At 68.8% G+C, this 20782-nt stretch carries 18 protein-coding genes; 16 read left to right on the top strand and 2 right to left on the bottom strand.

Annotation, left to right across the window (positions count from 1 at the left end):
* Nucleotides 1-40 precede the first annotated feature (40 nt).
* Nucleotides 41-1972: an ATP-binding cassette domain-containing protein gene (locus K307_RS36760; RefSeq protein ID WP_042887888.1), complete on the bottom strand. Its 1932-nt coding sequence runs from the start codon at nt 1970-1972 to the stop codon at nt 41-43.
* Nucleotides 1973-2254: 282 nt separating this feature from the next.
* Between K307_RS36760 and K307_RS36755 the strand changes: the two genes are divergently transcribed.
* The 16 genes from K307_RS36755 to K307_RS36680 all read left to right on the top strand — a co-directional run bounded on the left by K307_RS36755 (nt 2255) and on the right by K307_RS36680 (nt 19771).
* A complete protein-coding gene (locus tag K307_RS36755; RefSeq protein ID WP_042886016.1) occupies nt 2255-3250 on the top strand; it encodes a MurR/RpiR family transcriptional regulator in 996 nt (331 codons plus the stop codon).
* 8 nt (nt 3251-3258) lie between these two features.
* Complete coding sequence (locus K307_RS36750; RefSeq protein ID WP_042886014.1) at nt 3259-4233, top strand: isoaspartyl peptidase/L-asparaginase family protein; 975 nt, start codon at nt 3259-3261, stop codon at nt 4231-4233.
* Between the two features lie 52 nt (nt 4234-4285).
* Entirely contained in the window at nt 4286-6190 is a 1905-nt protein-coding gene (locus tag K307_RS36745) for a dipeptide ABC transporter ATP-binding protein (RefSeq protein WP_051975338.1), read from the top strand.
* 38 nt (nt 6191-6228) lie between these two features.
* The gene (gene gsiB, locus K307_RS36740) at nt 6229-7785 is read left to right on the top strand and encodes a glutathione ABC transporter substrate-binding protein GsiB (RefSeq protein WP_042886013.1); all 1557 of its coding nucleotides are present in this window, start codon (nt 6229-6231) and stop codon (nt 7783-7785) included.
* A 157-nt stretch (nt 7786-7942) separates the two neighbouring features.
* Nucleotides 7943-8863 (top strand): glutathione ABC transporter permease GsiC, encoded by a 921-nt coding sequence (gene gsiC, locus K307_RS36735; protein ID WP_042886012.1) that lies wholly within the window; start codon nt 7943-7945, stop codon nt 8861-8863.
* Nucleotides 8864-8870: 7 nt separating this feature from the next.
* A complete protein-coding gene (gsiD, locus tag K307_RS36730) occupies nt 8871-9785 on the top strand; it encodes a glutathione ABC transporter permease GsiD (RefSeq protein WP_013956996.1) in 915 nt (304 codons plus the stop codon).
* A 3-nt stretch (nt 9786-9788) separates the two neighbouring features.
* Nucleotides 9789-10826 (top strand): P1 family peptidase, encoded by a 1038-nt coding sequence (locus tag K307_RS36725; RefSeq protein WP_042886011.1) that lies wholly within the window; start codon nt 9789-9791, stop codon nt 10824-10826.
* Nucleotides 10826-11644 carry a M55 family metallopeptidase gene (locus tag K307_RS36720; RefSeq protein ID WP_042886010.1) on the top strand — a complete coding sequence of 273 codons (819 nt, stop codon included), beginning with the start codon at nt 10826-10828 and terminating at the stop codon, nt 11642-11644. Before K307_RS36725 ends, K307_RS36720 begins: the two co-directional genes overlap by 1 nt.
* Nucleotides 11645-11730: 86 nt before the next feature.
* Nucleotides 11731-12528, top strand: coding sequence for a hypothetical protein (locus tag K307_RS36715; RefSeq protein WP_042886008.1), 798 nt, complete (start codon nt 11731-11733; stop codon nt 12526-12528).
* Between the two features lie 84 nt (nt 12529-12612).
* Nucleotides 12613-13683 carry a M14 family metallopeptidase gene (locus K307_RS36710; protein WP_042886006.1) on the top strand — a complete coding sequence of 357 codons (1071 nt, stop codon included), beginning with the start codon at nt 12613-12615 and terminating at the stop codon, nt 13681-13683.
* 279 nt (nt 13684-13962) lie between these two features.
* The gene (locus K307_RS36705) at nt 13963-14589 is read left to right on the top strand and encodes a CDP-alcohol phosphatidyltransferase family protein (protein ID WP_042886004.1); all 627 of its coding nucleotides are present in this window, start codon (nt 13963-13965) and stop codon (nt 14587-14589) included.
* A 4-nt stretch (nt 14590-14593) separates the two neighbouring features.
* The gene (locus K307_RS36700) at nt 14594-16363 is read left to right on the top strand and encodes a bifunctional alpha/beta hydrolase/class I SAM-dependent methyltransferase (RefSeq protein WP_042886002.1); all 1770 of its coding nucleotides are present in this window, start codon (nt 14594-14596) and stop codon (nt 16361-16363) included.
* A complete protein-coding gene (locus K307_RS36695) occupies nt 16360-17739 on the top strand; it encodes a phosphatase PAP2/dual specificity phosphatase family protein (RefSeq protein ID WP_042886000.1) in 1380 nt (459 codons plus the stop codon). Before K307_RS36700 ends, K307_RS36695 begins: the two co-directional genes overlap by 4 nt.
* Complete coding sequence (locus K307_RS36690; RefSeq protein ID WP_051975337.1) at nt 17729-18181, top strand: hypothetical protein; 453 nt, start codon at nt 17729-17731, stop codon at nt 18179-18181. The genes K307_RS36695 and K307_RS36690 overlap by 11 nt, the downstream gene beginning before the upstream one ends.
* 4 nt (nt 18182-18185) lie before the next feature.
* The gene (locus K307_RS36685) at nt 18186-18812 is read left to right on the top strand and encodes a lysophospholipid acyltransferase family protein (RefSeq protein WP_042885999.1); all 627 of its coding nucleotides are present in this window, start codon (nt 18186-18188) and stop codon (nt 18810-18812) included.
* A 5-nt stretch (nt 18813-18817) separates the two neighbouring features.
* Entirely contained in the window at nt 18818-19771 is a 954-nt protein-coding gene (locus K307_RS36680) for a phosphatidate cytidylyltransferase (protein WP_080745446.1), read from the top strand.
* 13 nt (nt 19772-19784) lie between these two features.
* On the opposite strand, the gene K307_RS36675 is transcribed toward K307_RS36680, so the two are convergent.
* Nucleotides 19785-20684 carry a LysR family transcriptional regulator gene (locus K307_RS36675; RefSeq protein WP_042885996.1) on the bottom strand — a complete coding sequence of 300 codons (900 nt, stop codon included), beginning with the start codon at nt 20682-20684 and terminating at the stop codon, nt 19785-19787.
* Nucleotides 20685-20782 lie beyond the last annotated feature (98 nt).

Here is a 20782-nt window from a genome sequence, read left to right as displayed (position 1 = left end):
GCGCTGGTTTGAAGGCTTTCGATTGATTGCGTCAGACCCCTCACGCAATCTGCTCGATCTGCTCCTGCAACTCCAGCCACTTCTCTTCCAGAGTCTCCAACTCGCTATTGACCTCGCCCTGGCGCTTGAGCATCTCCATCAGCCTGGCCTTGTTGGCTTCGGCATAGCTCGTTTCGTCGGCCATGAACTGGTCGATTTCCGCCTTGGCCGTCTGTAGCACGGCCATGCGCTTCTCGACTTTCTCCAGTTCTTTCGTCAACGGCTTGCGCAGTGCCGACAGCCGCTGGCGCTCGTCCGCTTCAGCGCGGCGCTGGTCCTTGCGATTGATGGAGGCGGCGGCGTCACCGTTCTCCGCCTGGTGCGCGGCCACCGCGGCGTTGCGCTTGGCGGCGGCCTGCTGCAGCAGCCAGTCGCGATAGTCGTCCAGGTCGCCGTCAAAGGGCTTGATGGTGCCGTCGGCCACCAGCATGAACTGGTCGGCGGTGGCGCGCAACAGATGCCGGTCATGCGAAACCAAAATCAGCGTGCCTTCAAACTGGGCCAGCGCCATCGTCAGCGCCTCGCGGGTATCGAGGTCCAGGTGGTTGGTCGGTTCGTCCAGCAGCAGCAGGTTGGGCTTCTGCCAGACGATCAGCGACAGCGCCAGCCGCGCTTTCTCGCCGCCGGAGAAAGGCTCGATCGGCGAGGTGGCCATATCCCCGCGGAAGTTGAAGCTGCCGAGGAAGTCGCGCAGTTCCTGCTCGCGGGTGTCGGGCGCCAGGCGCGCCAGGTGCTGCAGCGGCGAGTCGTGGTCGCGCAACGTCTCCAACTGGTGCTGGGCGAAGTAGCCGATCTGCAGGCCCTTGCCCAGGCGCAGCTTGCCGGTGAGCGGATCCTGCGTGCCGGCCAGGGTTTTGACCAGTGTCGACTTGCCCTGGCCGTTGGCGCCGAGCAGGCCGATGCGCTGGCCGTTCTGGATCGACAGCGCCAGGTTGTGCAGGATGGTCACGGGCGGGTCGGCCTCGGCATAGCCGCAGTCGACGCCGTCGAGCACCATCATCGGGTTGGGCGCGGCGTCGGGCTCGCGGAACTCGAAGGCGAAGCCGGAAGCCACGTGCACCGGCGCCAGCCGTTCCATCTTCTCCAGCGCCTTGACCCGGCTCTGCGCCTGCCGCGCCTTGGTGGCCTTGGCCTTGAAGCGCGTGATGAACGATTCCAGGTGCGCGATTTCCTTCTGTTGGCGCACGTAGGCGGCCTGTTGTTGCGCCATCTGCTGCAGGCGCAACGTCTCGAACAGCGTGTAGTTGCCGCCGTAGCGGCGCAGCTGCTGGTTTTCGATATGCACGGTGACGTTGCAGATCGCGTCGAGGAACTCGCGGTCGTGCGAAATCATCACCAGCGTGCCCGGGTAGCGTGCCAGCCAGTCTTCCAGCCAGACGATGGCGTCCAGGTCCAGGTGGTTGGTGGGTTCGTCGAGCAGCAGCAGATCGGACGGGCACATCAGCGCCTGCGCCAGATTCAGGCGCATGCGCCACCCGCCGGAGAACGATGCCACCGGCTGCGTCACCTGCGCCAGCGTGAAGCCCAGGCCCAGCAGCAGCGCCTCGGCGCGCGCCGGGGCGGTGTAGCCGTCGGCGTCGGCAAACTCGGCGTGGGCCTCGCCCTCGGCGCTGCCGTCGCCGGTGCCCTGTGCGGCGGCGATGGCGGCTTCGATCGTGCGCAGACGCGTGTCGCCGTCGATCACGTAGTCCACCGCGCTGCGATCCACCGCCGGTGTTTCCTGCGCCACATGGGCGACGCGCCACTGCGCCGGCACGCTGACATCGCCCCCGTCCGGATGCAGTTCGCCACGCAGCAGCGCGAACAGCGTCGACTTGCCGCTGCCGTTGGCGCCGACAAGGCCCACGCGCTCACCCGGGTTGAGCGTCACGCTGGTGTGGTCGAACAGCACCTTGGTGCCGCGCTGGAGGACAAGCTGGTCGATTCGGATCACGAGTTGGGGAAACGTCTGAAAGAAGAACGGAAAAACGCGGAGAAAAGCGGGCAGCAGCGGGTTTGCTGCGTTGGCCGGCATTGTAGCGTTTCCGGTGCGGGCCCATGCCCGCAGATGTGAAAACGCTTCCGAAACGGTGCCGGTCGTGCACCTGCGCGGTGCCGGGCACGTCCGTGCGCCTAGGGATTACCCTCGGTCTGGCAAAACTCTATTTTCTTTGGGTTTGGTTGAGTGTAAATTCATTTTCATGATGTAGCCGCGCATTTTCCTCACCCATCACGCATGCCCACCAACGGCCATTCCATCTCCGAGCGCATCGCGCGCAGCCTGCCGACGCTGACGCCGGCACACCGCCGCATGGCGGAATACGTGCTGGCCAACCTGTTCCGCGCGGCGACGATGCGCATCGACGAGTTCGCGGCGGCGGTGGAGGTATCGGTTGCCACGGCCAACCGCTTTGCGCGGGCGCTGGGATTTGACGGCTATCCGCAGTTCCGGGCCGAGCTGGTGCGCGGCTACGAGGCCACGCTGGCCCCGGTGGAGCGGCTGCGCAGCGAGCTGGAGCGGCCCGCGACCGCGGCCGAGGTGTTCGCCGCCTCGCTGGAAGACGCCGCCGCCAATGCCGAAGCCACGCGGCGCGGCATCGATGCCGCAGCCTGCGAGCGCGCGGTCTCGGCGATCCTGGGGGCGCAGCGCGTGTACGTAGCGGGTTTTGGTGCCAGTGGCTTCCTCGCCGGCCTGCTGCAGCACGGGCTGGAAATGCATTGCCGCATGGTGACCTCGGTGGCGGGCGCCGGCGGCGCCTCGCATGCGGCGCGCCAACTGTTCAAGCTGCAGCCGAGCGACCTGCTGATCGTGATCGCCTTCCCGCGCTATGTTGCCGACTCGGTCGAGCTCGCCCAGCGTGCCAAGGCGCACGGCGGCCAGTTGCTGGCGCTGACCGACGGGCCGACCTCGCCGCTGGCGCCGATCGCCGATATCGCGCTGTACGCGCAGGCGGCCAACCGGCTGTCGGCCAATTCCGATGCCACCGTGCTGGCGCTGATCGAAGCGCTGTGCGGCGCGGTGGCGCACCGGGCCGAGCGGCCGGTCAAGGCCGCCGCCGAAATGACCGAATTCCTGCTGCCGTGGCTGTACGGCGCCGCGGGCGTCGAACGCGCGCAGCGTGCGGACCGCGCCAATCGGACCGAGCTCGCCGCCCACGACGACGCAGCACAGCCCATCGAAGCCAAGGCCGGCGCCACGCGCCGCCGTTCCCCTCACACCCAGAAGTCCTGAGCCCTCTCATGCATCAACCAGTCATTGCCATCCACGGCGGCGCCGGCACCATCACCCGCGCCGCGATGGACCCCGCACGCGAACGCGAATACACCGAGGCGCTGCAACACGTGCTGCGAGCCGGCCAGCGCATCCTGGCCGATGGCGGCAGCGCGCTCGACGCCGTCACCGAGGCCGTGCGCCTGCTGGAAGAGTGCCCGCTGTTCAACGCGGGCAAGGGCGCCGTGCTGACCCATGCCGGCACCTTTGAACTGGACGCCGCGGTGATGGACGGCGCCACGCTCGATGCCGGCGCGGTGGCCTGCGTCACGCGCCTGCGCAATCCGGTGCTGGCCGCGCGCGCGGTGCTGGATCACAGCGAGCACGTGCTCTTTGCCGGCGCCGGCGCCGAGGCATTTGCCGAAGCGCAGGGCCTGGAACTGGTGGCGCCGGACTACTACTTCACGCAGGCTCGCCACGATCAGTGGCAGCGCGCCCGCAGCACCGCAGGCATGGCGCTGCTCGACCACGACGCCGCCGCGCTGGCCGCGCAGGGCAAGGCCGGCGCGGCCGATCCGATCGATCCCGACAGCAAGTTCGGCACCGTCGGCGCGGTCGCGTGCGACAGCCGGGGCAACCTGGCCGCTGCCACCTCCACCGGCGGCGTAACCAACAAGCGCGTGGGCCGCGTTGGCGATACGCCGGTGATCGGCGCGGGCTGCTATGCCGATGAGGTCGCGGCCGTGTCGGCGACCGGCACCGGCGAGATGTTCATCCGCACCGTGGCCGCGTACGACGTCTCTGCGCAGATGCGCTACGCCGGCCTGTCGCTCGAGGATTCGGCCCGGCGCGTGGTGATGGAAAAACTGCGCGCCATCAACGGCCGCGGCGGCCTGATCGCGGTGGACCGCGCCGGCAACGTCACGCTGCCGTTCAACACCGAAGGCATGTATCGGGGTTTCGCCCGGGTGGGCGAGGCAGTGAACGTGTCAATCTACGGCTGACCTGCACCGCACCAGCAAGTCCGAGCATCAAGCAGCAATACAAGGAGTTCCAGTGGCCACTACCCCTGCGCAATCGCACGCTTCCGCATCCGGCACCGCACTGCCGCCCGAGCGCGTCGTCTCGGTGAACGGGCTGACCGTGCGCTTTGCCACGTCCGAGCGCACCGTCGAGGCGGTGCGCAACCTGTCTTTCCATGTCGACCGCGGCGAGACGCTGGCGGTGGTGGGCGAGTCGGGCTCTGGCAAGTCGGTCACGTCGCTGGCGCTGATGCGCCTGGTCGAACATGGCGGCGGCAAGATCGTCTCCGGCAGCATGGCGCTGCGCCGGCGCGGCGGCGAGGTGCTCGACCTGGCGCGCGCGGATAACGCCACGCTGCGCAGCGTGCGCGGCGCCGACGTGGCCATGATCTTCCAGGAGCCGATGACCTCGCTCAACCCGGTGTTCCCCGTGGGCGAGCAGATCGCCGAATCGATCCGGCTGCACCAGGGCAAGAGCCGCGCCGCGGCGCGCGCCGAGGCGCTGCGCATGCTGGAGCTGGTGCGCATCCCCGAGGCGCGCCGCGTGCTGGAGCGCTATCCGCACCAGCTCTCGGGCGGCATGCGCCAGCGCGTGATGATCGCGATGGCGCTGTCGTGCAAGCCGGCGCTCCTGATCGCCGACGAGCCGACCACGGCACTGGACGTGACCATCCAGGCCGAGATCCTGCAGCTGATCCGCAGCCTGCAGGCCGAGATGCATATGGGCGTGGTCTTCATCACCCACGATATGGGCGTGGTGGCCGAGGTGGCCGACCGCGTGCTGGTGATGTACCGCGGCGAGAAGGTGGAAGAGGGCAGTTCGGACGATGTGTTCCGTGCGCCTGCGCATCCGTATACGCGCGCGCTGCTGTCGGCGGTGCCGCGGCTGGGCGCGATGAGCGGCACCGACCTGCCGGCCAAGTTCCCGCTACTGCGCCTGGACAGCGCCAACGCCGAGCCGGTCGCGCCGCAGGACACTGTGACGCCTGGCGTCGCGCCGATCCTGCGCGTGCAGGACCTGGTGACGCGCTTCGACGTGCCCGGCGGGCTGTTTGGCCGCGTCACGCGGCGCGTGCATGCGGTCGAGAAGGTCAGCTTCGACCTCTATCCCGGCGAGACGCTGGCGCTGGTGGGAGAGTCCGGCTGCGGCAAGTCCACTACGGGCCGCTCGCTGCTGCGCCTGGTGGAAAGCCAGAGCGGCACGATCGAGTTCGCCGGGCAGAACATCAGCAAGCTGGAAGGGCCGGCGCTGCAGACCCTGCGCCGCAATATCCAGTTCATCTTCCAGGACCCGTTCGCCTCGCTCGATCCGCGCGTGCCGGTGGGCTATTCGATCATGGAGCCGCTGCTGGTGCACAAGGTCGCCAGCGGCAAGGAGGCCGAGCAGCGCGTGGCCTGGCTGCTCGACAAGGTGGGGCTGGACCCCTCGCACGCGGCGCGCTATCCGCACGAGTTCTCCGGCGGCCAGCGCCAGCGCATCTGCATTGCGCGCGCGCTGGCGCTGAACCCCAAGGTGGTGGTGGCCGATGAATCGGTGTCCGCGCTGGACGTGTCGATCCAGGCGCAGATCGTCAACCTGATGCTGGACCTGCAGCGCGAGCTTGGCATCGCCTTCCTGTTTATCTCGCACGACATGGCGGTGGTGGAGCGCGTGAGCCACCGCGTGGCGGTGATGTACCTGGGCCAGATCGTCGAGATCGGCCCGCGCCGCGCGATCTTCGAGAACCCGCAGCACCCGTACACGAAGAAGCTGATGTCGGCGGTGCCGATCGCCGACCCGGCGCGGCGCCACCTGCGGCGCGAGCCGCTGAACGACGAGATCCCCAGCCCGATCCGCGTGGTCGGCGACGAACCGGTGGTGCAGCCGCTGGTCCAGGTCGCCGGCAGCGGGTCGCTCGGCCACTATGTCGCCCGGCATGCCGTCGGCGGCGCTTATTGAAGTCCTCGAAGTCAAGAAGTTACCAAGGAGATTCGACGATGTCTGCACGTATGGTTTTGCCCCGATGGATGGCCGGTGCCTTTGCCGCCGGCGCGCTGGGCATGCTGGCTTCGGCCCCGGCCTTCGCGGCCAAGGATGCCGTGATGGCGGTGTATTCCACCTTCACCTCGCTCGATCCGTACGACTCGAACGACACGCTGTCGCAGGCGGCCAGCAAGTCCTTCTACCAAGGGCTGTTCGGCCTGGACAAGGACATGAAGCTGGTCAACGTGCTGGCCGACAGCTACGACGTCAGCAAGGATGGCCTGACCTACACCTTCAAGCTGAAGAAGGGCATCAAGTTCCACGACGGCACCACGTTCGATGCCGCCGCCGTCAAGGCCAACCTGGACCGCGTCACCAACCCGGCCAACAAGCTCAAGCGCTACACGCTGTTCAACCGTGTCGCCAAGACTGACGTGGTCGATGCCAATACCGTCAAGGTCACGCTGAAAGAGCCGTTCTCGCCGTTCATCAACGTGCTGGCGCATCCGTCGGCGGTGATGATCTCGCCGGCCGCGCTGCAGAAGTACGGCAAGGACATCGCCTTCCACCCGGTCGGCACCGGCCCGTTCGAGTTCGTCGAGTGGAAGCAGCCCGATCACCTGAAGGGCAAGAAGTTCGCCGGCTACTGGAAGACCGGCTACCCCAAGATCGACACCATCACCTGGAAGCCGGTGGTCGACAACAACACGCGCGCGGCGATCATGCAGACCGGCGAGGCTGATTTTGCCTTCAGCATCCCGTTCGAGCAGGCCGCCGTGCTGAAGAACAGCCCCAAGGTCGAACTGATCTCGGCGCCGTCGATCATCCAGCGCTACCTGTCCATGAACACCATGGTCAAGCCGTTCAACGATCCCAAGGTGCGCCAGGCCATCAACTACGCGATCAACAAGGACGCGCTGGCCAAGGTCGCCTTTGCCGGCTACGCCGTGCCGTCCGAGGGCGTGGTGCCGCCGGGCGTGGACTTTGCGGAGAAGCTGGGCCCGTGGCCGTATGACCCGGCCAAGGCGCGCGCGCTGCTGAAGGAAGCCGGCTACCCGAACGGGTTCGAGACCACGCTGTGGTCGGCCTACAACCACACCACCGCGCAGAAGGTGATCCAGTTTGTGCAGCAGCAGCTGCAGCAGGTCGGCATCAAGGCCTCGGTGCAGGCGCTCGAAGCCGGCCAGCGCGTGGAGAAGGTGGAGAGCGTGCAGAAGCCGGAAGACGCCGGCGTACGCATCTACTACGTGGGCTGGTCGTCGTCGACCGGTGAATCGGACTGGGCGCTGCGTCCGCTGCTGGCTTCCGAGTCGATGCCGCCCAAGCTGCTGAACACCGCGTACTACAAGAACGACCAGGTCGACGCCGATATCGCCGGCGCGCTGCGCACCACCGATCGTGGCGAGAAGGCGCGCCTGTACAAGGACGCGCAGGAACGCATCTGGAAGGATGCGCCGTGGGCCTTCCTGGTGACCGAAAAGGTGCTGTTCGCACGCAGCAAGCGGCTGACCGGCGCGTACGTGATGCCGGACGGCTCGTTCAATTTCGACGAGATCGATATCAAGCAGTAATGGGTAGATGGTCGGGCGGCGGCAGTACCCAGGCGCCCGATCCACGCTATCCCATCCCAGAGCAGTAAGCAGTAAAGCAGTAAGCCGACAGACGGCCGCCTGCCCGCGACGCGGGGTTCGCAGGCGGGCGGCCCGCGGCCTTTCCTCTTGGTGTGTCATGCTGAATTACTTCCTCAAACGTGTGCTGGGCGTGATCCCCACGCTGCTGATCGTGGCAGTGCTGGTGTTCCTGTTCGTCCACCTGCTGCCGGGCGATCCCGCGCGGCTGGCGGCGGGCCCGGAGGCCGACTCGGCCACGGTCGAACTGGTGCGCAAGGACCTTGGGCTGGACCGGCCCATGCACGAGCAGTTCGTCAACTTCTTCTCCAATGCGGTCCGCGGCGAGTTCGGCCATTCGCTGCGCACCAAGCGCCCGGTGAGCGAGGAGATCGGCGACCGGTTCATGCCCACGCTGCTGCTGACAGTGGCGTCGATGGCCTGGGCGGTGGTGTTCGGCATGGCGATCGGCATCGGCTCGGCCGTGTGGCGCAACCGCTGGCCGGACCGCTTCGGCATGACGCTGGCGGTGTCGGGGATTTCGTTTCCCGCCTTCGCGCTGGGCATGCTGCTGATGGAGGTGTTTTCGGTGCAGCTGGGCTGGCTGCCGTCGATCGGCGCCGACACCTGGAAGCACTATGTGTTGCCGTCGATCACGCTGGGCGCCGCAGTGGCGGCGGTGATGGCGCGCTTCACCCGGGCCTCGTTCGTCGAGGTCTTGCAGGAAGACTTTATCCGCACCGCCCGCGCCAAGGGCGTGCGCGAGACGCTGGTGGTGGCCAAGCACGGCCTGCGCAACGCCATGATCCCGGTGGTGACGATGATGGGTCTGCAGTTCGGCTTCCTGCTGGGCGGCTCGATCGTGGTCGAGAAGGTGTTCAACTGGCCGGGCCTGGGGCGCCTGCTGGTCGATGCCGTCGAGATGCGCGACTACCCGGTGATCCAGGCCGAGGTGCTGCTGTTCTCGCTCGAATTCATCCTGATCAACCTGGTGGTGGACATGCTCTACACCGTGATCAACCCAACCATCCGCTACAAGTGAGGCCGGCATGACTGAGCTTTCCACGCCCGCCGCAAGTGAAGCGGCACCCGCCACCGCCCCCGTGCCGGAGGCCGTGCGCACGCCCTGGACCGAGTTCTGGCGCAAATTCCGCAAACAGCACCTGGCGCTGGGCGCCGGTGCGTTCGTGCTGGTGCTGGTGGTGATTGCCATCGTGGCGCCGCATATCGTGCCGTACGACCCGGAGAATTTCTTCGACTACGACGCGCTCAACGCCGGCCCGTCGGCCGCGCACTGGATGGGAGTCGATTCGCTCGGGCGTGATATCTTCAGCCGCATCCTGGCCGGCGCGCGCATCTCGCTGGCGGCGGGCTTCCTGTCGGTGATCATCGGCGCGCTGATCGGCACCGTGCTGGGCCTGCTAGCGGGCTACTACGAAGGCTGGTGGGACCGCATCGTGATGCGCATTTCCGACGTGCTCTTCGCTTTCCCGGGCATCCTGCTGGCGATCGGCATCGTGGCGATCCTCGGCAACGGCATGACCAATGTGATCTTCGCCGTGGCCATCTTCAGCATCCCCGCTTTCGCGCGGCTGGTGCGCGGCAATACGCTGATGCTCAAGCGGCTGACCTACATCGAGGCTGCACGCAGCATCGGCGCGTCGGACTGGACCATCCTGATGCGCCATATCCTGCCGGGCACGGTGTCGTCGATCGTGGTGTATTTCTCGATGCGCATCGGCACCTCGATCATCACCGCGGCCAGCCTGTCGTTCCTTGGCCTGGGTGCGCAGCCGCCCACGCCGGAGTGGGGTGCGATGCTTAACGAAGCGCGCGCCGACATGGTGACCGCGCCGCACGTGGCGATCTTCCCGAGCCTGGCGATCTTCCTGACGGTGCTGGCGTTCAACCTGCTTGGCGATGGCTTGCGCGACGCGCTCGATCCCAAGATCGACCGGCGCTGAGCCATGCATACATCGATGCCGCGCATCGGCGGCCTGCCCGCGGGGCCATCGGACAGCATCGCCGACGTGGCAGGCGTGACGGTCGGCCACTGCACACTGGCGCAGGATGCCGTGCAGACCGGCGTCACCGTGATCCGGCCGCACGCCGGCGATCCCTATTGCGACAAGGTGCCGGCGGCGGCGACCGTGCTCAACGGCTTCGGCAAGAGCGTGGGGCTGGTGCAGGTGGACGAGCTGGGCGTGCTGGAAACCCCGGTTGCGCTCACCAACACCTTCTCGGTCGGCGCCGTGGCGCAGGCGCAGATCCGCGCGGCGGTGGCCGCCAACCCTGAAATTGGCCGCGCACTGCCCACCGTCAATCCGCTCGTGTTCGAATGCAATGACGGCTACCTGAACGATATCCAGCGCATGGCCGTGGAGGGCCGCCACTACGATGCCGCGCTCGCCGGCGCCGGCCAGGACATCGCGCAGGGCGCGGTCGGGGCCGGGCGCGGCATGTCGTCGTTCGGCGTCAAGGGCGGCATTGGCACGGCGTCGCGGATGGCGGACGGCTATTGCGTGGGCGCGCTGGTGCTGGCTAATTTCGGCACGCCGGAGTCGCTGACCGTGGGCGGACAGCTGCTGGGGCCGGAACTCGTGAAGCGGCTGGCGCAAGCCGACACCACGGCGCAGCCGGAAAAAGGCTCGATCATCATGATCCTGGCCACCGACGCGCCGCTGGACGCGCGCCAGCTGCGTCGCCTGTCGCTGCGCGCGGGTGCAGGGCTGGCCCGCACCGGCTCGGTGTTCGGGCACGGCTCGGGCGATATCGCGCTCGCATTCTCCACCGCCTATACCGTGCCGCACCAGGCCGACCAGCCCATGCCGGCCGTCGCCATGCTGCACGAAACCAGGCTCGACCCGCTGTTCCGCGCCGCGGCCGACAGCGTCGAGCAAGCCATCCTGCATGCCTTGTGGCACGCCGCAACGGTACAAGGCCGCGACGGCCATTGCCGTCGCGCGCTGCTGGACGTGATGCCTGAACTGGGTAAGACCGCCTGATGAAGATCCTGATTTCCACCGATATCGAAGGCGTGGCCGGCGTCTTCCACGCTGAACAGACCCGTCCCGGCAACGGCGAATACGAACGCGCCCGCGCCTGGATGACCGGCGAGGCCAATGCCGCCGTCGCGGGCGCCTTTGCCGGCGGGGCCACCGAAGTGCTGGTCAACGATTCGCACGGCGGTTTCCGCAACCTGCTGCCGGACCAGATCGATGCGCGCGCGCGGCTGGTGCTGGGCAAGCCGCGCTATCTCGGCATGATGGCCGGCGTCGAAGCCGCCGCCGACGGCGTGCTGATGATCGGCTACCACGGCCGCGCGCAGAGCCGCGGTGTGCTGGCGCACACCATCAACAGCGGCGCGTTTGCGCGGGTCTGGCTCAACGACAAGGAGGTGGGCGAGGCGGGCCTGTATGGCGCGCTCGCCGGCGAGTTTGGCGTGCCGGTGCTGATGGCCAGCGGCGACGACGTCTTCGTGCAGGAGACCCATGCGCTGATGCCGTGGGTGCGCTATGTCGAGACCAAGTCGGCTGGCGGCTTTGGCAGCGGCACCACGCTGTCGCCGGCGGCTGCGCGCGAAGCGATCGCGGCTGCCGCGGCTGAGGCGGTGCGTGATCGTGCGCAAGCGGAATGCCTGCGCATGAGCACGCCCGTGACCTGCCGGCTGCAGACGCTCACGCCAGCCCATGCGGACCTGTTCTGCCAGTGGCCCGCGCTCGAGCGCCGCGACGGCGTCACGCTGTGCTTCCAGGCCGATACGGTGCAGGCGGCAATCCGCATGCTGAACTGCCTGTCGGCGATGTCGTTCATGCTGAAGTAAGGTCGGGCAGGGCAGTTTTCCGGGGGGCGGCCCGCGGATCGGCGACAATGGCGGGTTCGAGCAATACCCAAGGCTTTACCCCACGCATGACCCAGGCAACTGACGGGGGCTGGATCCCCGTACGCAAGGACTTCGTCGACCCCGCCACGCGCTGCCATGCGCGCGGCAACAGCCGCCGGCACCACGGCTTTGCGGCCGGGCAGGCCTATATCCTGCGCGACGCCGCCGGGCACGAGCACCCGTTCGGCGAAGACTGTGCCCGCGCTGCGGTGCCCCATCCCGGCCTGCTGCTGCAGGTGCCGGACTACACCGAACGCGACGTGGTGCCGCGCAGCGCTTTGCCCGAGCCGGTGCCTGCCGGCGTGCGCCGCCGCCCCAGCGCGGCGGAAACGGCAACTGCCGAGCGCGCCGCCGCGATCCGCTACCTCGTGCTGCGCATGGAAAAGGTGGCCTCGGTGCCGCGCGTGCAGCCGACCGTGCGCTTCCCGGCGCTCGACCCCGTCTATGAACAGTACCTGCGCACCGGCGATCTCGCCGCGCCGCAGGTGCGCCGCATCCTGGCGATCGAGCGCAGCCCGACCACGCCGCCACGGCTGCGCGCCACCAACCTGCTGGATGTCTATACGGCACACGTGAAGCTGGAGCGGCTGATCGCCGCCTCCAACAGCGTTGGCAACATCCGCTTCCTGCGCGGCCTGCACGACTGGCTGGCGCGCCACCTGGTGCTGTCCGCCAGCCAGCTTGCCGCCGGCGGGATCGAGATGCATGCGCAGGCATTTAGCTCCCCGGGCATCTGGGGGCCAGGGTCTGACGCAGAGCCGGCGGCCCCGTCCCAGAACCGCTCCGATAGCCGCCCCGGCGACCGCTCCGACTCGCTGTTCTAGCCGCGGTTGGCCGCAGTTGGCTCGCGGTTGGCAAGATCGGCCGAATGGCGTCTAATGCCTGCATCGCCTTCCGCCGGTCACGCCATGAGCCATTTTTCGCGCAGCTATGCCGAAGCCCGCCAGAAGTTCCTCGACGCCGCGCGCACGGCCGGGGCCGGGCTGGCGCAATTCCCGCATCCCACCCGCCGCGGCAGCGCCGGTGAGGACCTGGCGATCGACGTGGCGCTGGCGGGCTCGCCCGAAGCCCCCCATTGCCTGATGGTGACCTCCGGCATCCACGGCGCCGAGGGCTTTGCCGGCTCGGGTGCGCAAGTGTCGATGTTGCACGACACCGACCTGCTTGCCGCTTGCGCCACCGGTGACACCTGCCTGCTGCTGGTGCATGCCGTCAATCCCTACGGCTTTTCCCACCTGCGCCGGGTCAACGAAGACAACGTCGACCTGAACCGCAACTTCATGGACTTCACCCAGCCGCTGCCGTATAACGCGCCCTATGCCGAGATCGCGCCGTTGCTGCTGCCGCCGCAGTGGCCGCCGTCCGACGCCGAACAGGCGCAGCTGATGAAGGCCGTGGCCGAGCGCGGCATGCCCTGGTACCAGGCCGCGCTCAGCGGCGGCCAGTACCAGGACCCGGACGGGATGTTCTTCGGCGGCACCAAGGCGACCTGGAGCAACTACACGATGTGCCGCATCCTGGCGCGCTTCGGCGCCGGGCGCCAGGCGCTGCGCTGGATCGACGTGCACACCGGGCTGGGTCCGCGGGGCTATGGCGAACCCATCCAGATGGGCCCGGATACGCCTGAGTCGATCGCGCACACGCGCGCGATCTGGGGCGCGCGGGTGACCTCCATCTACGATGGCTCGTCGACCTCGGCCGCACTGACCGGGCTGGCCTGGCAGGCGGTGCCGCAGACACTGCCCGGCGTGGACTATGCCGGCATCGCGCTGGAATTCGGCACGCTGCCGGTGGGCGAGGTGCTCGACGCGCTGCGTGGCGACCACTGGCTGTACCGCCACCCGGAGGCTGACGAGAACCAGCGCGCGCTGGTGCGCCAGGCGATGTGGCAGGCGTTCTACGGCGATGCCGACGACTGGCGCGACGGCGTGGTGGCGCAGACCTCGGACGCGGTGCGCAGCGCGATCGCCGCGGCTTGATACTGCCAGGGGCGCCCCCCGCCGGGCGTTGCCTGCGCCAGCGCGCGGCGGTCGGAAATGTTCGATTCACCATTAATGTCACTTCTGATAATGTCTCGCCTTTGACGGTGGAGTGCCGAGCCAGGCACAGCCGTCGCCAGGCGATTGCAGGACAAGCGATTGCAATACCAGGAATAAGCACGGAAGGGGTCCCGGCTCGCCACGGCGCAGTGCCATGCGCCGCTCCCGCCTGGCGCTCGGCGCCGCTTCCGGCACCACCCCGGCAGGGAGGCCGGCGCGATGACGCTCTACGAACTCAAGCCCAGATTCCAGGCGATGCTGCGCCCGGTGGTGCAGGACCTGGCCCAGCGCGGTGCCACCGCCAACCAGGTGACCGTGGCCGCGGCGGCAGGCTCGCTGGCCATCGGCGCGCTGGCCGCGGTGGGCGCGTTGGTGGCCGAGACGTCCACGCTGTTCCTGCTGTTTCCCCTCTGGCTGTTCCTGCGCATGGCGCTCAACGCCATCGACGGCATGCTGGCGCGCGAGCACGGCCAGCAGAGTGCGCTGGGCGCCTACCTGAATGAACTCGGCGATATCGTCTCGGACCTGGCGCTGGTCCTGCCGCTGGCCGCGCTGCCGGCGTTCGGGCTGGGGCAGGTTGGCACCTTCGCGCTGCTGGCGGTGATGGTCGAGGCCACCGGCCTGATCGGCCCGCTGGCCGGTGCCAGCCGCCGCTACGACGGCCCGCTGGGCAAGAGCGACCGCGCCTTCGCGGTCGGCGCGATCGCGCTGTGGGCCGGCCTGGGGCTGGGCTTCGGCGCGGTCGCTTCCTGGCTGTGGCTGGCGCTGTCGCTGCTGTCGTTGTTCACCATTGCCAACCGGGTGCGTCGCGGCGTTGCCGAGGCCCGCGCCCGCACCGCGGAGTAAGCGCATGGACCGACTGTCGAGCCGCCAGCCGCTGGAGCGGCAATTCCAGACCCACGATGGCCAGGCACTGTTCTACCGGCACTGGCCGGCGGTGGAGGGCCCAGCGCGCGGCGCAGTGGTGCTGTTCCACCGCGGCCACGAACATTCCGGGCGCGTTGCGCACCTGGCCGACGAGCTCAACCTGCCAGGCTACGACATCTTCGCGTGGGATGCGCGCGGCCATGGGCGCTCGCCGGGCGAGCGCGGCTACAGCCCCAGCCTGGCCGATTCCGTGCGCGATATCCAGACCTTCACCGGGCATATCGCCGAGGTCCATGGCATCCCGCTGGAACGGATGGCGGTGGTCGCGCAGAGCGTGGGCGCTGTGTTGGCGTCCACCTGGGTGCACGACTACGCGCCGCCGATCCGCGCGCTGGTGCTGGCCTCGCCGGCGTTCAAGGTCAAGCTCTACGTGCCGTTTGCGCGGCCCGGGCTGAAGCTGATGCAGCGCGTGCGCGGCAAGTTCTTCGTCAACAGCTACGTCAAGGCCAAATTCCTGACGCACGATCCGGAGCGCATCGCCAGCTACGACAGCGATCCGCTGATCACGCGCCCGATCGCCGTCAATATCCTGCTGGACCTGTACGAGACCGCGGAACGCATCGTGGCCGATGCCGCGGCGATCACGGTGCCGACGCAGCTGCTGATCTCGGGCGCCGACTGGGTCGTGCACCGCGGACCGCAGGACCGTTTCTACGAGCGGCTGGGGTCGCGCACCAAGGAGCGGATCGTGCTCGACGGCTTCTACCACGACACCTTGGGCGAGCGTGACCGCAAGCTGGCGGTCGATGCCGCACGGCGCTTTATCGTGCGCGAGTTCGAGACGCCGTCGGCACCGCGCTCGCTGCTCGATGCGGACCAGATCGGCCCGTTCCGCGAGGAGTCGGACCGGCTGGCCTCGGCGCCATCCGGGCTGGCCGCGTGGTACTGGCGCGCGGCGCGGGCCAACCTGAAGCTCGGCGGGCTGTTCTCGGACGGCGTGCGGCTGGGCCATGAAACCGGCTTCGACTCGGGCTCGACGCTCGACTACGTTTACCGCAACACGCCATCGGGCCGCGGCAAGCCGGGCCGGCTGGCGGATCGGCAGTACCTGGACGCGATCGGCTGGCGCGGCATCCGCCAGCGCAAGGTCCACGCCGAGGCGCTGATCGCCGACGCCGTGCGGCGCTTGCAGGCGGCCGGCATGCCGGTGCGGATGGTCGATATCGCCGCCGGGCACGGGCGCTATGTGCTTGAGGCGCTGGCAGGGCTTGATGGCGGCGCAGCCGCGGTCGAGTCGATCCTGTTGCGCGACTACAGCGCGCTGAACGTCGAGCGGGGCAGGGCGTTGATTGCTGCCAAGGGCCTGGGCGGCATTGCCCGCTTCGAGCAGGGCGACGCCTTCGACGGCGACAGCCTGGCCGAGCTGACGCCGGCGCCGACGCTGGCCGTGGTGTCCGGCCTGTACGAGCTGTTCCCCGAGAACGCGCCGGTGCGCCGATCGCTCGACGGCCTGGCGCGTTCGGTGCCGCCCGGCGGCTACCTGGTCTATACCGGCCAGCCCTGGCACCCGCAGCTGGAGTTCATCGCACGCGCGCTGACCAGCCACCGCGCCGGTGCCGCCTGGGTGATGCGCCGCCGTTCGCAGGCCGAGATGGACGAACTGGTGCGCGCGGCAGGCTTCGACAAGGTGACCCAGCGCGTCGACCCCTGGGGCATCTTTACCGTCAGCCTGGCGCGCAGGCGCGGCGCATGAGCACGCTGCCCGCCGACGCAGCGACCGATGCGCCGGCAGGCGAGCGCCCCTGGGCGCTGGCTTGCCTGCTGCTGGCTGGTGCCGGCGCGCTGTTCTTCTCCAGCTACGGCTTTGCCAACTGGCTGGCGAGCCAGCGCGCACACGTGCCTTCGTTCTACTTCGAATGGGAGCGGGGCATTCCGTTCTTGCCGTGGACCATCGTGCCGTACTGGTCGATTGACCTGCTGTACGGCATTTCCTTCTTCCTGTGGCGCACGCGGGCGGCGCTGCTCACGCACGTCAAGCGGCTGCTGATGGCACAGCTGGTCTCGGTGGCGTGCTTTATCGCCTTCCCGCTGCGCTTTGCCTTTGCCCGGCCACCGGCCGACGGGCTGCCCGGCGAGCTGTTCACGCTGCTGGGCGGTTTCGACCTGCCGTTCAACCAGGCGCCGTCGCTGCATGTCAGCCTGATGGTGATCCTGTGGGTCGCCTTCGCGACACACCTGCGCGGCGGCTGGCGCTGGGTGCTGCACGGCTGGTTCGCGCTGATCGGCGTTTCGGTGCTGACGACCTGGCAGCATCACCTGATCGACGTGCCTACCGGGGCGCTGGTCGGCTGGCTGTGCGTCTACCTGTTCCCGCTGCAGCTGCCGGCGGTCGCTGCAGGCGGGCCTGATGCGCGCACGCGCCAGATGGCGCGCCGCTACGCGCTCGGGGCGGTGGTGGCGTTGCTGTGTGCGCTGCTGGCACTGGGCAAATCCGTGACGCTGGCGTTCCTGCTGCTGTGGGGCGCGCTGGCACTGGCCTGCGTCGCGCGGGTCTACGCGTTGGGGGCGCCCGCCTGGTTCCAGAAGGCGGGCGATGGCACGATGGCGCCCGCCGCGTGCTGGGTGCTTGCGCCTTACCTGCTCGGCGCCTTCCTCAATTCCCGCTGGTGGACGCGGCGCGCGCCGCAGCCAAGCCCGATCGCCGATGGCGTCTGGGTCGGCCGCTTCCCGACCGATGCCGAGCTGCGCACGCTTGGCGCCGATGCCGTGCTCGACCTGAGCGCCGAACTGCCGCGCGCCGCCACCGATGCGGCGCTGGCCTACCGCTGCGTGCCGGTGCTGGACCTGACCGTGCCCACGCCAGGGCAACTGGAGCAGGCCGTGGCCCAGCTCCAAGCCTGGCAGACGCAGGGCCGTCGTGTGCTGGTGAGCTGCGCGCTCGGCTACTCGCGCAGCGCGCTGGTGGCGGCCGCATGGCTGGCGCGCCGGCAGGGGCTGCGCAACGCCGACGCGGCATTGGCCGCGCTGCGTGCGCACCGGCCCGCGGTCGTGCTCGGGCGCGAGCATGCCGAGGCGCTGCAGCGCTGGCTCGACCATCCCCCTGTGCCGGAGGCCGGCGATGCGCGCTGATCCCATCGACAGTATCCGCCGCGACAATACCGACGCGTGGATCGCCCATGCCGTGGCCGGCGCGTTGTCGGGCGCGATGTGGATCGGTCTGGCAGGGCTTGCTTTTGCCATGGCCTCGGCCTGGCTGGCGGTGACCGCACAGGCGCCGCGTGCGCTGGCTGCCGCGCCGTTGCTGCTAGCGCTGGCGCAGCTGTGGCTGCTGCTGCGCGTGGCGATCGACCGGCGGCTGTTCGACGCGCTCGCCACGGCCGCAAGCCACTACGGGTCGCCCGACTTGGCCGCGCTCGACACCGCGTTGATCGAGCTGGGCTGGCTCACCACGCAGCGCGCCGGCCGCCCGCTGCCCGAACGCGCCCGCGGCGCCATGCGGCTGGTGCGCGCAAGCGCCGCGCTGGCCGCGGCCCAGCTCGCGCTCACCTTGCTGATTTTGATCCTGAGGTAACACCATGTGGCTTGCCCGCGCCACCGCGCGCGCCATCATCGTCTTTGCCCGGTTGCTGACCGGCATGCGCGCCAACTGGCAGGGCTGCATCCCGGCCGCGGTGCAGCGCGTCTACTTTGCCAACCACAGCAGCCACGGCGACTTCGTGCTGATCTGGGGTTCCCTGCCGCCCGACCTGCGCACGGGCACGCGCCCGGTGGCCGGCGCCGATTACTGGGACTGCTCGCCGCTGCGGCGCTTTATCGGCCGCGACGTGTTCCGCGCGCTGCTGATCGACCGCACCCGCAGCGATCCCGGTTGCGACCCGGTGGCGCTGATGCGGGGCGCGCTGGAAGGTGGCGACTCGCTGATCCTGTTTCCCGAAGGCACGCGCAACACCACCGATGCGCGCCTGCTGCCGTTCAAGAGCGGCATCTACCACCTGGCGCGCGCCTGCCCGGCGGTGGAGTTCGTGCCGGTCTGGATCGACAACCTCAACCGCGTCATGCCCAAGGGCGAGGTCGTGCCGGTGCCGCTGCTGTGCACCGTGACCTTCGGCCAGCCTGTGCTGGTGGCCGACGGCGAGGGCAAGGAAGACTTCCTTGCCCGCTGCCGCGACGGCCTGCTGTCGCTTGCCCCGGAACTGGAGTGATGACCATGCCGACTCTCCATTGGAGCCACGAGACCTGGCTGCTGTTCGGCGGCCTGTTCGGCGTGCTGATGCTGGCCTCGACTGTGACCGCGCTGCTGCGCTGGCGCGTGGCGGGCGGCGGCCAGCACGCGGTGATCGACAACCTGGCGCAGCGGGTCGAGGCGTGGTGGTGGATGATCGGCGTCATGGGCGTGGCCTTCGCGCTGGGCCGAACCGCGGTGATCGTGCTGTTCTTTCTGCTGTCGTTCTTCGCACTGCGCGAGTTCGTCACCATCATCAACACGCGGCGCGGCGACCATCGCGCCATCGTCGCCGCGTTCTTCGTGTTCCTGCCGTTGCAGTACGTGCTGGTCTATATCGACTGGTACGGCATGTTCTCGATCCTGATCCCGGTCTACGCCTTCCTGATCCTGCCGATCCTGGCGGCGCTGTCGTCCGAGACCACGCGCTTCCTGGAGCGCTGCGCCGGGGTGCAGTGGGCGGTGATGATCTGCGTGTTCTGCATCTCGCACGTGCCGGCGCTGCTGACGCTGCCGATCCCGGGCTTCGAGGGCCGCAACCTGCTGCTGATCGCCTTCCTGGTGATCGTGGTGCAGGGCAGCGACGTGCTGCAGTACGTGTGGGGCAAGCTGTGCGGCAAGCGCAAGATCGCGCCGCTGCTGTCGCCATCCAAGACCGTCGAAGGCTTTGTCGGAGGCGTGGCCAGCGCCACCGCGCTGGGCGCGGCGCTTTCGTGGATCACGCCGTTCTCGCCGTGGCAGGCCGGGGCGATCGCGCTGGTGATCGCGCTGATGGGCTTCCTGGGCGGACTGGTGATGTCAGCGATCAAGCGCGACCGCGGCATCAAGGACTGGGGCCACATGATCCAGGGCCACGGCGGCATGCTCGATCGGCTCGACTCGGTCGTTTTCGCCGCGCCGGTGTTTTTCCATATCACCCGCTACTGGTGGGTGCCCTGAGCCCTTGCCGCGCTCAGATCTCCGTCTCTTCGCACCACTTCACCACCGCATCGCGGAAGTCCTGGCAGATCGGCGACAGGTAGCCACCGGCGCGCCACAGCACCGCGAGCTCGTGCTGCCATGACATGCCAGGGCCGCTGATGGCCTGCAGGCCCTGGCCTTCGGCCTGCTTCAGGATGCGCGGCGGCATGATGCCGAGCAGGTCGGAATGCCGCAGCAGCTCGCCGAAGGCCACCGGCGAGGCCGTGCTTTCCACTGCCACGCGCGGCGGTGGCAGGCCGACCGAAGTGAACCGTTCTTCCAGCCACTGCCGCAGGTAGAGCGAACTGGCCGGCACGGCCCAGCGCTCCTCCGTCAGGTCGGCCAGCGAGCGAAAGCGGTCCTGGCGCGGATGGCCGCTGCGGCAGACGATCTGCATGGTCAGTGGCCCCAGCGGCAGCCAGTCGATGTCCTCTGGCACGCTCGCCGGGCGGGCGGCAAGGATCAGGTCGGCATCGCCGTTCTGCAACACCGCCATCAGACGCGCACTCAGGTGAGTCTCGATCGAGAACACCGCCAGCGGGCGGCTGACGAAGAACTGCGCCAGTAGCGGCGACAGCAGCGAAGGCACCAGGTAAGGAATCGCGCCCAGCCGCACGGTGCCCGCGCGCGCCAGGCGTTGCTCGGCCAGCTCGTTGCGCAGGTCGGTGGCCGCCAGCGAGATCTTGCGGGCGTGCGCGAGCAGGGTCTTGCCCACGCTGGTCAGCACCAGCCCGCGCGGCGTGCGCTCGAACAGCGGCATGCCGGCCTCGCCCTCCAGCCGCGCCAGCGTCTTGGACAGGCCGGACTGCGTCATGCCGAGGGTATCGGCGGCGCGGTGCAGGTTGCCGTGTTCGCTGACTACCAGGAAGGCTGCAAGGTCCTCGAATCGCATGGGCGTAGCGGGCGCGGAAGTGGAGCGGGCCATTGTAGCGCCAGCGCCATGGTGTCCAGGCGCCGATGCGGCGCTGCGCCGTGCCCGCGAGGACTTGG

The sequence above is a fragment of the Cupriavidus necator A5-1 genome, assembly GCF_000744095.1.
Classification (GTDB): domain Bacteria; phylum Pseudomonadota; class Gammaproteobacteria; order Burkholderiales; family Burkholderiaceae; genus Cupriavidus; species Cupriavidus necator_A.
The sequence above is the reverse complement of the archived record's forward strand: the minus strand, read 5'-3'. Positions and strand labels throughout refer to the sequence as shown.

What these genes read in the sequence shown, in the direction of transcription:
- gsiD (WP_013956996.1), top strand. Translation starts at nt 8,871, where the DNA reads ATGACTGAGCTTTCCACGCCCGCCGCAAGTGAAGCGGCACCCGCCACC.
- K307_RS36690 (WP_051975337.1), top strand. Translation starts at nt 17,729, where the DNA reads ATGCGCGCTGATCCCATCGACAGTATCCGCCGCGACAATACCGACGCG.
- K307_RS36695 (WP_042886000.1), top strand. Translation starts at nt 16,360, where the DNA reads ATGAGCACGCTGCCCGCCGACGCAGCGACCGATGCGCCGGCAGGCGAG.
- K307_RS36720 (WP_042886010.1), top strand. Translation starts at nt 10,826, where the DNA reads ATGAAGATCCTGATTTCCACCGATATCGAAGGCGTGGCCGGCGTCTTC.
- K307_RS36715 (WP_042886008.1), top strand. Translation starts at nt 11,731, where the DNA reads ATGACCCAGGCAACTGACGGGGGCTGGATCCCCGTACGCAAGGACTTC.
- K307_RS36705 (WP_042886004.1), top strand. Translation starts at nt 13,963, where the DNA reads ATGACGCTCTACGAACTCAAGCCCAGATTCCAGGCGATGCTGCGCCCG.
- K307_RS36725 (WP_042886011.1), top strand. Translation starts at nt 9,789, where the DNA reads ATGCATACATCGATGCCGCGCATCGGCGGCCTGCCCGCGGGGCCATCG.
- K307_RS36675 (WP_042885996.1), bottom strand. Translation starts at nt 20,684, where the DNA reads ATGCGATTCGAGGACCTTGCAGCCTTCCTGGTAGTCAGCGAACACGGC.
- K307_RS36685 (WP_042885999.1), top strand. Translation starts at nt 18,186, where the DNA reads ATGTGGCTTGCCCGCGCCACCGCGCGCGCCATCATCGTCTTTGCCCGG.
- K307_RS36750 (WP_042886014.1), top strand. Translation starts at nt 3,259, where the DNA reads ATGCATCAACCAGTCATTGCCATCCACGGCGGCGCCGGCACCATCACC.
- gsiB (WP_042886013.1), top strand. Translation starts at nt 6,229, where the DNA reads ATGTCTGCACGTATGGTTTTGCCCCGATGGATGGCCGGTGCCTTTGCC.
- K307_RS36680 (WP_080745446.1), top strand. Translation starts at nt 18,818, where the DNA reads ATGCCGACTCTCCATTGGAGCCACGAGACCTGGCTGCTGTTCGGCGGC.
- K307_RS36710 (WP_042886006.1), top strand. Translation starts at nt 12,613, where the DNA reads ATGAGCCATTTTTCGCGCAGCTATGCCGAAGCCCGCCAGAAGTTCCTC.
- gsiC (WP_042886012.1), top strand. Translation starts at nt 7,943, where the DNA reads ATGCTGAATTACTTCCTCAAACGTGTGCTGGGCGTGATCCCCACGCTG.
- K307_RS36755 (WP_042886016.1), top strand. Translation starts at nt 2,255, where the DNA reads ATGCCCACCAACGGCCATTCCATCTCCGAGCGCATCGCGCGCAGCCTG.
- K307_RS36700 (WP_042886002.1), top strand. Translation starts at nt 14,594, where the DNA reads ATGGACCGACTGTCGAGCCGCCAGCCGCTGGAGCGGCAATTCCAGACC.